Below are 14,349 nucleotides of genomic sequence, written 5' to 3' on the forward strand. Positions count from 1 at the left end.
GGAGCGAAAGCTCCAACCTTGAGCCAAAAATTAACTTGAAAAAAGATCAAGCTATAAAGGGCGCATGGTGAATGCCTTGGCATCAGGAGTCGAAGAAGGTCGCGATAAGCTGCGATAAGCTCAGGGTAGGCGCACATAGCCAGTGATCCTGAGATCACCGAATGGGGCAACCCGCCGAAAGGCATCCATAGAGGAATCCATACTCTATAGGAAGACACACCCGGAGAACTGAAACATCTAAGTACCCGGAGGAAGAGAAAGAAACATCGATTTTCTTAGTAGCGGCGAGCGAAAAGGAAAGAGCCCAAACCAGGGAGCTTGCTCTCTGGGGTTGCGGACACTCAAGAAAGGGAAGAGGCCCCTTAGCCGAAGCTGTTGGGAAACAGCGCCATAGAAGGTGACAGACCTGTAGGCGAAAAGGGAAGACGGACCGAGAGTGATCCAGAGTACCACCGGACACGTGAAACCCGGTGGGAAGCAGGGAGGACCACCTCCCAAGGCTAAATACTACCTGATGACCGATAGTGAAGCAGTACCGTGAGGGAAAGGTGAAAAGAACCCCGGAAGGGGAGTGAAATAGAATCTGAAACCGTGTGCCTACAACCGGTCAGAGCACCATAAGCGTGTGATGACGTGCTTTTTGTAGAACGAGCCAACGAGTTGTGATATGCAGCAAGGTTAAGCACTTCAGGTGCGCAGCCGAAGGGAAACCGAGTCTTAACAGGGCGTCTAGTTGCATGTTGCAGACCCGAAACCGGGTGACCTATCCATGGACAGGTTGAAGCGAGAGTAAAATCTCGTGGAGGACCGAACCACATTGGTGTTGAAAAACCATGGGATGAGCTGTGGATAGCGGAGAAATTCCAATCGAACTCGGAGATAGCTGGTTCTCCTCGAAATAGCTTTAGGGCTAGCGTTGGATGATGAGTCATGGAGGTAGAGCACTGAATGGGCTAGGGGGCATATCGCTTACCGAACCTTATCAAACTCCGAATGCCAAAGACTTTAATCCGGCAGTCAGACAGTGACAGATAAGTGCCATTGTCAAAAGGGAAAAAGCCCAGATCGTCAGCTAAGGTCCCCAAGTATAGGTTAAGTGGAAAAGGATGTGGGATTTCTAAGACAACTAGGATGTTGGCTTAGAAGCAGCCACTCATTAAAAGAGTGCGTAATAGCTCACTAGTCGAGAGATCCTGCGCCGAAGATGTCCGGGGCTAAAACCTATCACCGAAGCTACGGGTGTATATTTTAATATACGCGGTAGAGGAGCGTTCTTAACGGGGCGAAGCAGTACCGAAAGGAGCTGTGGACTGTTAAGAAGTGAGAATGTTGGCATAAGTAGCGAGATGCGGGTGAGAATCCCGCAGGTCGAAAATCTAAGGTTTCCTGAGGAAGGTTCGTCCGCTCAGGGTTAGTCGGGGCCTAAGCCGAGGCTGAGAAGCGTAGGTGATGGACAATCTGTTGATATTCAGATACCGGCATGAAGCGTTAACACGATGGGGTGACGCAGGAGGATAGGGTAACAGGCGGTTGGAAGAGCCTGTCGAAGTATTCGAGGGAGTCAGAGGAGGCAAATCCCTTCTGGCATATTCTGAGATACGAAAATACCCGAGTTCACGCTGCCAAGAAAAGCCTCTAAGGAGCGACATGCTGCCCGTACCGCAAACCGACACAGGTAGATGAGGAGAGAATCCTAAGACCATCGGAAGAATTGTTGTTAAGGAACTCGGCAAATTAACCCCGTAAGTTCGCGAGAAGGGTGCCATGGCGACATGGCCGCAGTGAAATGGCCCAAGCAACTGTTTAACAAAAACACAGGTCTCTGCAAAAGCGCAAGCTGAAGTATAGGGGCTGACGCCTGCCCGGTGCTGGAAGGTTAAGGGGAATGCTTAGCGCAAGCGAAGGTATGAACTTAAGCCCCAGTAAACGGCGGCCGTAACTATAACGGTCCTAAGGTAGCGAAATTCCTTGTCAGGTAAGTTCTGACCCGCACGAATGGCGTAATGACTTGGGCACTGTCTCAACAACAAATCCGGCGAAATTGTAGTGCCAGTGAAGATGCTGGCTACCCGCGATTGGACGGAAAGACCCCGTAGAGCTTTACTGTAGCTTAGCATTGAGTTTCGATATTTACTGTACAGGATAGGTGGGAGACGAAGAACCATGATCGTCAGGTCATGGGGAGTCACCGTTGGGATACCACCCTGTAGATATTGGGATTCTAACCGGAGACCAGGAAACGGGTCACGGGACATTGCTAGGTGGGCAGTTTGACTGGGGCGGTCGCCTCCTAAAAAGTAACGGAGGCGCCCAAAGGTTCCCTCAGGACGGTCGGAAATCGTCCATAGAGTGTAAAGGCAGAAGGGAGCCTGACTGCGACACCTACAAGTGGAGCAGGGACGAAAGTCGGGCTTAGTGATCCGGTGGTACCTCGTGGGAGGGCCATCGCTCAACGGATAAAAGCTACCTCGGGGATAACAGGCTGATCTCCCCCAAGAGTTCACATCGACGGGGAGGTTTGGCACCTCGATGTCGGCTCGTCACATCCTGGGGCTGAAGTAGGTCCCAAGGGTTGGGCTGTTCGCCCATTAAAGTGGCACGCGAGCTGGGTTCAGAACGTCGTGAGACAGTTCGGTCCCTATCCGTCGCGGGCGTAGGAAATTTGAAGGGAGCTGACCTTAGTACGAGAGGACCGGGTTGGACCAATCACTGGTGTACCAGTTGTCGCGCCAGCGGCATGGCTGGGTAGCTATATTGGGACGGGATAAACGCTGAAAGCATCTAAGCGTGAAGCCCACCCTGAGACAAGATTTCCCATGGAGTAATCCAGTAAGATCCCTTGAAGAACACAAGGTAGATAGGTGAGGGGTGTAAGTGCAGCAATGCATGCAGCTGACTCATACTAATCGATCGAGGGCTTGATCTTAAACAAGTTAAAAATGATGAATTACGTTTGAAGAACTATATGCAGTCTTGAGGGAACAATTTTATTTTTCATTGCAAAGGTAGAAAGTTTCCACAATATCCAGAAGATGGCTTCATAGCTCAGTTGGTAGAGCAGAGGATTGAAAATCCTCGTGTCCTTGGTTCGATTCCGAGTGAAGCCACCATCTTCTGATGGCGCCATAGCCAAGTGGTAAGGCAGAAGTCTGCAAAACTTCTACGCACCAGTTCAAATCTGGTTGGCGCCTCCATTTAAATATTTTTCAGTCAGATGACTGTTTAAGCATGACTGCCGAACTGGCAGTCATGCTTATTTTAATGCCATCAGATGAGCCTGGGGGTATTAGGTAGGAGTCAGAGCTATCCGGATCAACTGCCAGTCCGGTGAAGAAAATCCTCAAGTATAGTTGCCCCAAGGTCGGATCAGCATTATAGGGGAACTCGCCGGACCAGTTTTTGGTCACAAATCAGGTGACTCTCAATATATCGACGGTTCAATCGATTATGGTTCTACTGAGAGTTCTAATGACGGGAAAGTGTTTGGACCGAGGTGAGAAAATAGGAGGATTTCTAATGGACCCAAGCCGTTGCTGAAGCTGTCCCGATTGAAGAAATACAAAAATTTACAAAGACTGAGCTTCTTAGGAGATTGAAGAAGCTCAGTCCTTTTTATTCAACAATATTCAGATGGTAGTTTAGATACTCACTGAACATTTTGAGATGATAATAGAGTTCATTGAGATCTAGCTCGTATTTATTGGTATGACTTGAATTGTCAGCGTTAACCAGCTTTGCGTCAAGAAGATAATTCATGTGGTAAAACAGGTTAGCCTTGGTCAATGAAGTTCTGGATACAAGTTCCTGAGAGTCAGCCGGGGCATTGAGCAGACTGGAAATAATTGAAAATCGGCTCGGATCGCTGATCGAACGGATGATTTCCAAGGTTTTCTGAAGCTGGATTTCATGAAAGTTGGAGGAGGTAATTTCACTTTGATAGGTGCCTAATATTACGAAAATGGTGTCGTCCTGTGCCAGAACTCTTGCCCCAACTGTTGCGGATGTGGTCAGGCAGATGGTTTCATATTGAGACCAGTCCAGTTGCTGACTTACTTCGGATAAAATCTCTGGCAGCTTATTTTTTTTCTGAAGTTCTTTCAGTTGAGTGTTCAGACGGTGGGTGCTCTGGATTCGCGCCGTCAGTATTTCTTCGTATTTCGGAATGAACTGGTAGGCGATTTTGAGGAATTCGCTGAGAAAATCATCAGGTTTTGAAACCATAGTGAATAAATCCCATTTCACATCCGATGTTAAAGATTGTCCCTTTTCTGTTGTATCGATCAGTTTCAGACTATATCGGATGATCTGCTCATTAACATCGTCGGATTCTGACAGATCCGGAATCGCAGAAGCTACATTCAGCATACTTTGCAGAGCTGTATAGAAGAAGAGGGGCTTGCTGCTGAGCGCTTTGGCATATTGTACAAGAAAATCAGCCGGTTCGCTAGAATTCCAAAGAGATGGCAAATCTAGGAAAAACTCAGGTTTCATAATGCCGTGGGTAAATGGACTCAACAGCTTCTTCAGATTTGAATATTTGGCGGGCAGTTCATGGATCAATGTTTCGAATTCGTTCAATTGACTAAGATTAAAACGGTTTTTGTAATTGAGTTCTTCTTCGACATTGTTGATGATCCACATTGCGCGAAACATATCAAAAATAATACCAGCCTGAGGGTTAAAACTAATATTCATCAAGAAACCTCTTTTCATTTGATCGTGAGACAACAGTAACCGGACTGATGATTCTTTGGGAACGCCTGCCGCTGGAAATCATTGTATCCAAAACTCTTGATGGGCACAATGGTATTTCTTCAAATTATGTCGCATCCGATCAAGTCAGTCAACATAAGTAAGAATTCCCGGGGTGGATCCCTATTTAGCCGCCACTTAGATGCGCCATGACAGCGGGTTCATCGAATCATAAGGCTTACAGTTATTAAAATGATAATTAAAAAAGAATAAATTTGCGGATTCGTGGTAACTGGCGATCAATAATGCACTCCTCTGTATCTTATCGAAAATTTCCAATTACTGTTTCCATCTCATGGGATTAAGTGATATATTATGAGTAATTAAAGTGAAGACTTATATAGATGTAAGTAGACACTTTTAAATAACATTATATCTGGAGGGAGCTATGAGGACAAGAGGAAACAAACTGATCACCAGCTGTATTCTGCTCTTCACCATGGTGGCACCGTATTTTGCCGTACCTGGAAGTGCAGCAGTACCAGAGCCTGATCTGCGACTGGATCAAAAAGTCCAGTCCGCCTTTGCATTAGGACATGAGGAATATGATGTAATCGCATTTTTTAAAAAGTCGGATACATCAGCGATTGAACAGACATTGTCAAAACCAGCATCGACTATGAACCGTGAGATGCTGGTACACCAGTATATCGGGGATTTACGGCAAGCGGCAGCTATTTCTCAAAATGGGGCCATTCGACTGCTGGAAACCGCAAAAAAACGAGGCGATGTCAAATCCTATGAAAGTGCCTACATTGTCAACGCGATTCACGTAGTGGGCTCAAAGGAAAGCATTCTGTCTCTCGCCAAGGATCCCAACATCGAGACCATCCGACTCAATGAAAAGCGTCGCATGATCGATCCGGTAAAAACCATGGAAGCGGATCCGCTGGATTCCAATATCTCCTGGAACGTTAAGATGCTGAATTCACCAGGTGTCTGGAACGATTTTCAGATTGACGGAACCGGCACAACCGTGGGTATCATCGACTCCGGCGTTGAGTTTGGTCATCCGGCATTGAAACGGAAATGGCGGGGATATGACGCTGCAACGGACACAATTGTTGAACCGGAGAAAAACTGGTTTGAGGCAATTCCCTCTTATTTCATTGAACAGTCGCCGATTCCAGAAGATACCCAGCTCTCACATGGTACCCATGTGGCCGGAATCATTCTCGGATCGGAAGAAAGCGGCCTGAATCAGGTTGGTGTCGCACCAGGAGCCAAGTACATCGCAGCCAGAACCTTTGATTCCACCGGAAACACAGATGATTTTATTCTGATTCGGGCGGGGGAATGGATGCTGGCGCCAGGCGGAGATGTCAATGCCCGTCCTGATGTAGTGAACTGTTCCTGGGCTGACGGAAATCTGACCCGGGAGTGGTACCGGGATATCGTGAAGGCCTGGCGCACCGCCGGTATCGTCCCTGTCTTTGCCGCCGGCAACGCCCGACCCGGCGATAATGGGGTAGGAGCCTACTCGATTGAAAACCCGGCCAACTACAAGGAAGCCTTCGCGGTCGGCGCCGTAAACAAGAATTATCGGTTGGGCGGATTTTCGAAAAAGGGGCCATCCATTTTTGAAAAGGAACAGCCCGTCAAGGGAATCAAACCGGATATAGCAGCGCCTGGCGTGGCCATCCGGTCCTCTATTGTAGGTAAGGGATATGCGCTGAAGGATGGAACATCCATGGCGGCTCCCCATATTACCGGGACTGTGGCATTGCTGCGACAGGCAAATCCAGGTCTGACCGTTTCTGAGATTGAGGAAATCATCAAAACCACCGCGAAACCCGGGGTAGACGAAGATGAACCGACTTCTCCGAATATGAGTTATGGCTATGGCATTGTCGACACCTACGCAGCCGTAAGCAAGGCACTGAACAAAGGAAGCATTACAATTCAGGGCAATGTGCTGGTGGCAGGAGAAGATACTGACCGGTATAGAACCGCAAGAAATCTGATGTTGATATCCCGGATTTTAATCGGATTAAACAAAGAACAAGCATCAAACCACTTGACTGAAATCCAGTCAAATTGTTTGATGCTTGTTCTGTATTAATGGTAATATATTATTTTACTGTAAACGAAAAGGCAGACGATCCTTGGAAAGCACGCATCTGCCTTTTACTCTTCTGATAAGAACTAACTTCTCAGGGTACACCAATTCGGGGTGCGATATCATGATAACTATTCATCCTCCAAAAAGCAACCAAATTCCGCAAGGGGACCACCAAGAGGCCTACGACGAGCTCATTGATCAGATTCCCTTTCACCAGCTTCACTGCACCTGCGGTCGATGCGGGGATTTTATCCGTCACGGCTCTTACACCCGGAAGATCAAGGTCTCGCTGGGCTATCAGCGCCTCAAAATAAACCGAGTCATCTGTAAGGCTTGTAACAGGACCCACGCGCTGACTCCCGATTGGCTGGTCCCTTATTCCTCGATCCTGCTCAAAGACCAGATCCAAATCCTTCAGGCACATCTTTCTGGAGAGAGCATGGAGCCCATCATGGCGGAGCAACCCGTCATTGACGAATCGGCCATTGGCTACATCATCCGCCAGTTTAAGCGGCATTGGCTGCCCCGGCTGACCGCGTTTCAGATCCCCCTGGACAAAAATATCGTCCCAGCCTGCTTTCGCGCCTTTGGCCGACAGCTTATGCAGATTAAATGCACGCCCAATCTGCTGTTTTGCTGAACCCACACAACTTGCATTTACGAGCCGTCTCATCGCCATTACACTTGCTATGATCAGTAAATTATCATAGGAGATACCATAATGAACGATGACAAACGACAAAAAATCGCCCTGTTCCGCTATGGGATCCTGGCTCCACTCCTGAGTGGGGTCACCGAGGATGCCCTCAGCAATCAGGCGTTTTTTCAAGACGCCGCAAACAAGGTCTACACGACCCCCAGTGGGGTCGACACCACCATCTCCGCTGTCACGCTGGAGAGGTGGTACTACAGCTATCGCAAACATGGCTTTGATGGTCTGATGCCGAAAAAGCGCAACGATAAAGGCACCTCTCGAAAGCTCGATGCCGACATGGCCGAGCAGATCAAGTATCTCAAAGGGGAGTATCCCCGACTGCCGGCGACCATCGTCCACCAGAAGCTCCTGGAGAATGGTACCGCCAAACGGGGAGAGGTATCTCTCTCCACGGTCACAAGGTATATCAATCAGCTTAAGCTCGAGACAGATCGGATAGCGCACTCTGAAATGAGACGGTATGAACGGTCCCACGCCAATGAAGTGTGGTATGGCGACAGCAGCACCGGGGTGCATTTGAAAGTAGATGGAAAGAAACACCGGGTCTGGATCATCGCCCTGATCGACGATGCGTCCCGGATGATCACCGGCATCGATGTCTTCTTTAACGATAACTACATCAACGTCATGTCGGTTCTTAAGTCAGCCATCAGCCGCTACGGCAAACCTAAGATTCTGACGCTGGATAATGGCAGCCCCTACCGAAACAACCAGATGAACCTGTTGGCAGGCCGGGTCGGCTTTGTGCTCAACTATAACCCACCCTACACGCCCGTAGGCAAGGCCAAGGTGGAACGCTGGTTCAAGACCATGAAACAGCAATGGATGTCAGGGCTGAACATGAGCGACTACGCCTCGTTGGACGAGCTGCGCCAGTCCCTGCTGGAGTATGTCAAACGCTACAATCAGTCTTTGCACTCGTCCCTGGACAATCGCTGCCCCATGGACCGCTTCTTTGAGGATGGCCCCCTCATCAAGCGTCTGTCCGAAGAGCAGCTGGAACAGAGCTTCCTGCTCCAGATCGAGCGCCGCGTATCGGCGGATAATGTGATCACCATTGACAATAAGGAGTATGAGGTGGACTACCGGTATTCCTGGCAGCGAATTGTGCTGCGCTATTCTCCGGACATGAGAGAGATCTTTCTGGTCAACCGCCACACCGGCGAACTCGAACCGATCCGCCTCTTGAACAAACAGGATAACGCCCATATTAAAAGGAACAAGGTCAGTCTGACCGGAGGTACCCACGCATGAATTACATTGGCCGCTTTGGACTGGAATTCAACCCGTTTCTTAAAAATGCCCGGCATGAGACGGTGATCGAGACGACCGAATACAAGGAGGTCAACTACCGCCTTGATCTGCTGCTCAAGACGCGGGGGTTTGGCCTGATCACGGGAACCGCTGGCAAGGGCAAGACGACAATCGTCAGAAGTTGGGCTAACGCCTTAAATCCATCCCTGTATAAGGTAGTCTACATCACCTTATCCACCGTCACGACCAACGACTTCTACCGACATCTTGCCGAGCAGTTAGGCTTGGTGCCGCGATATCGCAAGGCTGATAATTTCCGGATCATCCAGGAGGAGATCACCCGATATGCTGTGGAAAAACGCATCGTTCCGGTCATTGTCCTGGATGAGGCCAACTACATCAAAACAGAAATCTTGAACGATCTGAAGATAATCTTCAACTTTGAGATGGACTCAAAAGATCGGGCCGTTGTCCTCCTTTGCGGACTGCCCGCCCTGAATAACACCCTGCGACTGGTCGCCCACGAGCCGCTTCGCCAGCGGATCACCATGAACTACCACATGGAAGGGATGAGCAAAGAAGAATCCAATATCTATATCAAGGAGAAGCTCAGCAAATGCAAAGCCAATCTGGGAATCTTTGCCGACACCGCTCTGGAGGCCATCGTGAACACCGCAGGTGGGGTGCCCCGGCTCATCAACAAGCTGTGTGATGCCTGTCTGATCATCGGTGATAGCCAGGGTGTTGACGAGATCAACAGCGACATCGTCATGCTGGCGATCAGTGAAACCGAACTGGGATAAACAGATCAGAATACAAAGCCTGGGCGCATTCGGGCTAATGACATCGTACACCGGCCCCGGGAGCCGTCAAGGCTGCAACGCATAGCGGTGCCTTGAGGACTCCCGACAGGGCCGGTGTATTGTCCATGGCCCTGAATGCGCCCTGATGGAATCAGCCAATAAAAAAAGTCCATCAAATATCTGGACGATTCGGCATCAACTAATTTGACGACTACCCTGAAGGATAAGATATTCAGCATCAATTAAATTGAAGAATGAACCATCAAATAATTTGGCGAACAACAACCGGCCCGATGTCATGGTGGAGATTCCGTATGGTACCTACCTGAATCAGGTGATCAATGTCACATTGCGCGCCAATGACGATAATGGAATTTCAGAGGTCAGCATGGAAGTTTTGAGTGCTGGCAAATCCGAATGGAAAACGATTCCACTGAAGAAAGTTTACGGACAAAGTAAAGAAGTCCGGTATGAGGGTGTCATTGCGGGAGAGGATGTTCTGGCGGGCACCATGAAATTCCGCTGGAATGTAACCGACTCTGTCGGAAATGTCACAAGCGAAGAACAGACCCGAGAAATCCATGCGGCCCTGCGTCCAAAGGATGCCTATCGCCATGATTTGGAGCAGGACGTGGAAGGATGGCTGTTTACCGGCGACTTTAAGCAGGATGTACTGAGTCCATGGTCCATGCCTGGCTATCTGGGCGCCCGGTCCGGAGAGCGGGTTATCGGAACAAAGCCATCCCAGCTTTGGGATGTAACCGAGAATACGGTAAGCACGGCAACCATGCCGCCCATCGATCTCACCGATCCCAGTCTGAAGCAGCCCAGCGTTGGCTACTATCTCCGCTATCTCCCTGGACGGGATTTTACCATGGTCGTTGAAGCATCAAAGGATCTTGGTAAAACCTGGAAAGTGATGCGCACTTATCAATCCATAGCCCAGTTCTGGGTTTATGATCAGATCGACTTATCCGAATTTCAGGGACAGCCGAATGTATCGGTCCGGTTCCGGATGGAAATCAAGGAAGACAAGGAAAGAGGGTTCTTTATCGATGACGTCAGCCTGACATCCGATGCCGGGAACAAGCCCTCCGCACCGATTGATTTTGAAGTTACTCAGGTTGCCCGAGGACCCAAACTAAACTGGAATACTTCTCAGGATGACAATCGGGAATATCGGATTTATCGCGGCATGTCCGCAGATGCCATGGAACTCATCCACACATTCCCTGCGGTTAAAAGTTTGAGTATCGTAGGCCGGGAATACATTGATACCAAGGCAGCGAATGGTAAGAAGCATTACTACCAAATAACTGCCGTGGATCATTTTGGCAATGAATCAGATCCCACAGCGCCGCAGTCCATTACCAATCAGGCCATTGTTCCGCTGTATTACAGTGATTTTGAAGACAATGACGGGAATCTGTTGCCTGTGGCAATGGGCGAGCTGAATGTTGTGGACTGGGAGTGGGGAACTCCGATACATGTGTCGGGCAATCCTTCAAAAGTCTGGGCTACCAAGCTGGAAAAAGGAGTCACTTCAGGTTCGGAGTACGCTCTGGAGATGCCGGAGATCACGATTCCGCCAAAGGGCGCGCAGCTGACATTCAAATCTCTTACTGATATCTACTGGAATCCGGATCCGACTCAGTTCATGGGCGAAAACTTCGTCCAGGTAACCGATGATGGAGGGAAAACCTGGAAGAATTTACTCACACCGGAAGATCTGATGGTCTGGGAAAAACAGAAGCTTTGGTTTGAGTTCAAAGCATCCCTGACTGAATATGCCGGCAAGACAATCAAAATCCGGTTCTATTCCAAGAACAGTCATATTGCCAACTCGAACCCGAGTTACCCGGAATACGGCTGGTACCTTGATGATGTAGAGGTCGCTCCGGTGACAGATACAGTTGCCCAGGTTCCACAGGCGGTTAAACTACAGCCAGAGCTGACCCTCAACAAGAAAAAGAGTCTGTCTGGTTCAAAGCAGTCGAGTGAACCATCCAACGTGGCGCCAACCGCTGAGACAGCAGCAGTTCTGCCCGAAGGAACCTTGCCACTGGAAGGCGCCAGCATCGTTATTAAGGAAACTGGAGTCAACACGCTCTCCGATGAAGTAGGACACTACCGGTTGAATCTGGCATCGGATCTTCGAACCTACACCATGATTGTTGACAAGTATGGATATCACACACAGACGAAAACGTTCACGGTCAGTGATTCAAAGACCATTGATCTGAATGTCACCCTTCAGAAGAAGCAGAATGGCTCAGTCAATGGAAGGGTTGTGGATCCGTCCGGAACGGGCATTGCGGATGCATACGTCAGATTGCTGGAAGATTCCAATGTTCCGATCGTTCAGACCGGAGCAGACGGATCCTTCACCCTGCCTCAGGTGCTTGAAGGATCGTATACCCTACGGGCCATTGCCTCCGGTCACGGAGTCAAGGAACAGACACTGGTTATCCAGCCGGGGGAAGAAGCTGCGCCAGAGGTGATCCTGGATAAAGTTCAGACCTCGCCTGAGTGGATCATCTATGACAATGGAAAGAAAACCGATACAATCGCCTTTAATCGGGCGGGATCGGGATTTGCAGTGGGCTTTACCGCCCTGGGCAGTGGACGCTTGTCCTCGGCATCCCTGTATTTTGTGGATGATTGGCAGGATATGTACGGGACGGAGATCAAAATTGGGGTGCTGAAGAAAAATTCGGCCACAGGACTAATTGAGAAAGCGGCCGAATTTGAACCATATACGATCGAACGGGGTCAATTCAATGAAATTGATCTCACAAAACTCGGAGTTGAATTAAAGCCCAATGAAGAGTTCTACATCGCAACGGAGCAGATGTACGGAGGAGGCAACAATCCGGCTCTTGGCATAGATATCTTCTCCCCTTACTCGGACCGGTCATTTGTCTGGAACGGGTCACTGGTTCCCTTAGATGGCTTTGATGGATTGGAGCTTCCGGGTTCTCTCATGATCCGGGCAAAGATCGAATACAAGGATAAAGTAACCGCCCCACCTCTGTTTGACGGACTGGAACGGATCAGTTATAAGAACGAGGCCAACTTGTCACTCAGCGGGACTACAGTAGAAAATGGCACCGTAAGCATCTATCAGAACAAGCAAATGATTCATGAAGTTGAAGTGGACTCGAATCGGTTCAGCCTTCCGGTTAAACTGCAACCGGGATCCAACGAGATTTATGCCACATTGACCACAAAGTCAGGCAAGACTTCAGAGTCTTCTGTGGTCCATCAGATCGTGCTGGATACGATGGCCCCGGTGCTGAACGTTACCGAGCCGTTGAATCTGGATGTTGTCGACGACCTGAAGGTTATGGTGAAAGGGACTGTTTCAGATGACAACATCGATCGCGTGCTGATCAACGGGGTCAGGACCGAGCTCACAGAAGGAACCTTCGAGATGGAAGCTGTTCTGGTCTCCGGCCGCAATGAAATCATGGTTGATGCCTTTGACCTGGCAGGAAACAGAACGCGCCAGCTGATCACAGTTACTTCTTCTGCACCAGTCCCCGGACTGGAAATCCGCGAGATCCGACCGGATGTTCATGTCACCCTCCGTGGAGGAGAATCAGCAGTTATTCACGCCGAAACAGTTCCGGGTGCTCTGGCAACCTATACGGTAACACTCCCGAATCAGACAACCGGAATGGTAAGCATTCCGCTGCCTGAGGTGAAACCAGGCGTGTATGAAGCACTGTGGACAGCCCCGATGGATCTGGCTGCTGAGAACATGGTTGTCAGACTTCACTTTGCGAAGGATCAGGCCCGTGCCGAAGCCACCGCGCCAGGGCGCATCAATGTGCTCAATGAGGATCTGATTCAGCCGGACCCGGCTGGAGAAGTCCTGCGAATCAATGGGAAGAACCGGTTTGATACAGCAGCCCAGCTTAGCGCAAAAACGTATCGTTCGGCGGATACCGTCGTGCTTGCCAATGGGGCAGCCCTGGCGGATGCATTGTTCGCCGGTCCCCTGGCTCTGGCCAGTCAGGCTCCGGTCCTACTGATCGGAAAAGACGAGGTGCCAGAGATGACTCGATTGGAAATCGAACGACTGGGAGCCAAAAATGTAATTATCATCGGCGGAAATAAAGTTATATCAGACGAGCTGGCCGGCAAACTGGCCGAGTCCTATGAAGTCAGACGGATTGGAGGCATTGACCGCTATGATACTTCACGGCTGATTGCCAATGAAGTACTGGATATAACAGGCTCCAGGAGTGCATTCTTCGTCGGACCGGACCGTTACGCAGACGCTGTCGCTGCCAGTGCCAACGTCAGATTGGCCGATCTGTACGGCATCTCACCCATCGTCATGGTGAAAGAGGGCCGGATTCCCCAGCTGAAAGCAGTGGCCAGAGGCTTTATTCTCGGTGGTCTGCTCAGTATTTCGGATGATCTGGCGGAAGAAATTCACGCCAGAGGATATGCCCTGGAACGGATTGAAGGTAATAATCGCCATGAAACGGCGGTTAAGCTGGCTGAACGCTTTATGGGCAGACGAACTTCAGTGCTGTTGAGCAATGGCACCTCGCCGGTTGATGCCCTGGTTGCAGGAATTTACTGCGCAACCAACGATGTTCCACTGTTGACGGTACTTAAAGAATCCGTCCCGGTTGAGACAGAGAAATATATCCAATCCTCAAATGCGAAGCGAATCATTTTAACTGGTGGAGAGCTGGTTATTTCAAAAGATGTTGGAAACTACCTGCTGCTGCTGATCAAGTAAAGGA

6 protein-coding genes, 2 tRNA genes and 1 rRNA gene are annotated in these 14,349 nt (G+C 49.6%); 8 read left to right on the top strand and 1 reads right to left on the bottom strand.

The window, feature by feature from the left end; genetic code table 11:
* The first annotated feature begins 44 nt into the window (after positions 1-44).
* From P6M73_RS01705 to P6M73_RS01715, 3 genes are all read left to right on the top strand, one after another.
* A 23S ribosomal RNA gene (locus P6M73_RS01705) occupies positions 45-2,926 on the top strand.
* Between the two features lie 108 nt (positions 2,927-3,034).
* Positions 3,035-3,110, top strand: a tRNA-Phe gene (locus P6M73_RS01710).
* Between the two features lie 9 nt (positions 3,111-3,119).
* A tRNA-Cys gene (locus tag P6M73_RS01715) sits at positions 3,120-3,194 on the top strand.
* 418 nt (positions 3,195-3,612) lie between these two features.
* On the opposite strand, the gene P6M73_RS01720 is transcribed toward P6M73_RS01715, so the two are convergent.
* Positions 3,613-4,695, bottom strand: coding sequence for an ArsR family transcriptional regulator (locus P6M73_RS01720; RefSeq protein WP_277854436.1), 1,083 nt, complete (start codon positions 4,693-4,695; stop codon positions 3,613-3,615).
* 445 nt (positions 4,696-5,140) lie between these two features.
* Here P6M73_RS01720 and P6M73_RS01725 point away from each other — a divergent pair, with 445 nt between their 5' ends.
* From P6M73_RS01725 to P6M73_RS01745, 5 genes are all read left to right on the top strand, one after another.
* On the top strand, positions 5,141-6,814 hold the full coding sequence (locus tag P6M73_RS01725; RefSeq protein ID WP_277854437.1) for a S8 family serine peptidase: 1,674 nt from the start codon (positions 5,141-5,143) through the stop codon (positions 6,812-6,814).
* A gap of 121 nt (positions 6,815-6,935) precedes the next feature.
* Positions 6,936-7,454 (top strand): DUF6431 domain-containing protein, encoded by a 519-nt coding sequence (locus tag P6M73_RS01730; RefSeq protein WP_277854438.1) that lies wholly within the window; start codon positions 6,936-6,938, stop codon positions 7,452-7,454.
* An 81-nt stretch (positions 7,455-7,535) separates the two neighbouring features.
* Positions 7,536-8,783 (top strand): DDE-type integrase/transposase/recombinase, encoded by a 1,248-nt coding sequence (locus P6M73_RS01735; RefSeq protein ID WP_277854439.1) that lies wholly within the window; start codon positions 7,536-7,538, stop codon positions 8,781-8,783.
* Complete coding sequence (locus tag P6M73_RS01740; RefSeq protein ID WP_277854440.1) at positions 8,780-9,586, top strand: ExeA family protein; 807 nt, start codon at positions 8,780-8,782, stop codon at positions 9,584-9,586. The genes P6M73_RS01735 and P6M73_RS01740 overlap by 4 nt, the downstream gene beginning before the upstream one ends.
* A 271-nt stretch (positions 9,587-9,857) precedes the next feature.
* Complete coding sequence (locus tag P6M73_RS01745; protein WP_277854441.1) at positions 9,858-14,345, top strand: cell wall-binding repeat-containing protein; 4,488 nt, start codon at positions 9,858-9,860, stop codon at positions 14,343-14,345.
* Positions 14,346-14,349 lie beyond the last annotated feature (4 nt).

The organism is Anaerococcoides asporogena (genome assembly GCF_029590275.1).
Lineage (GTDB): Bacteria > Bacillota > Clostridia > Clostridiales > Clostridiaceae > JG1575.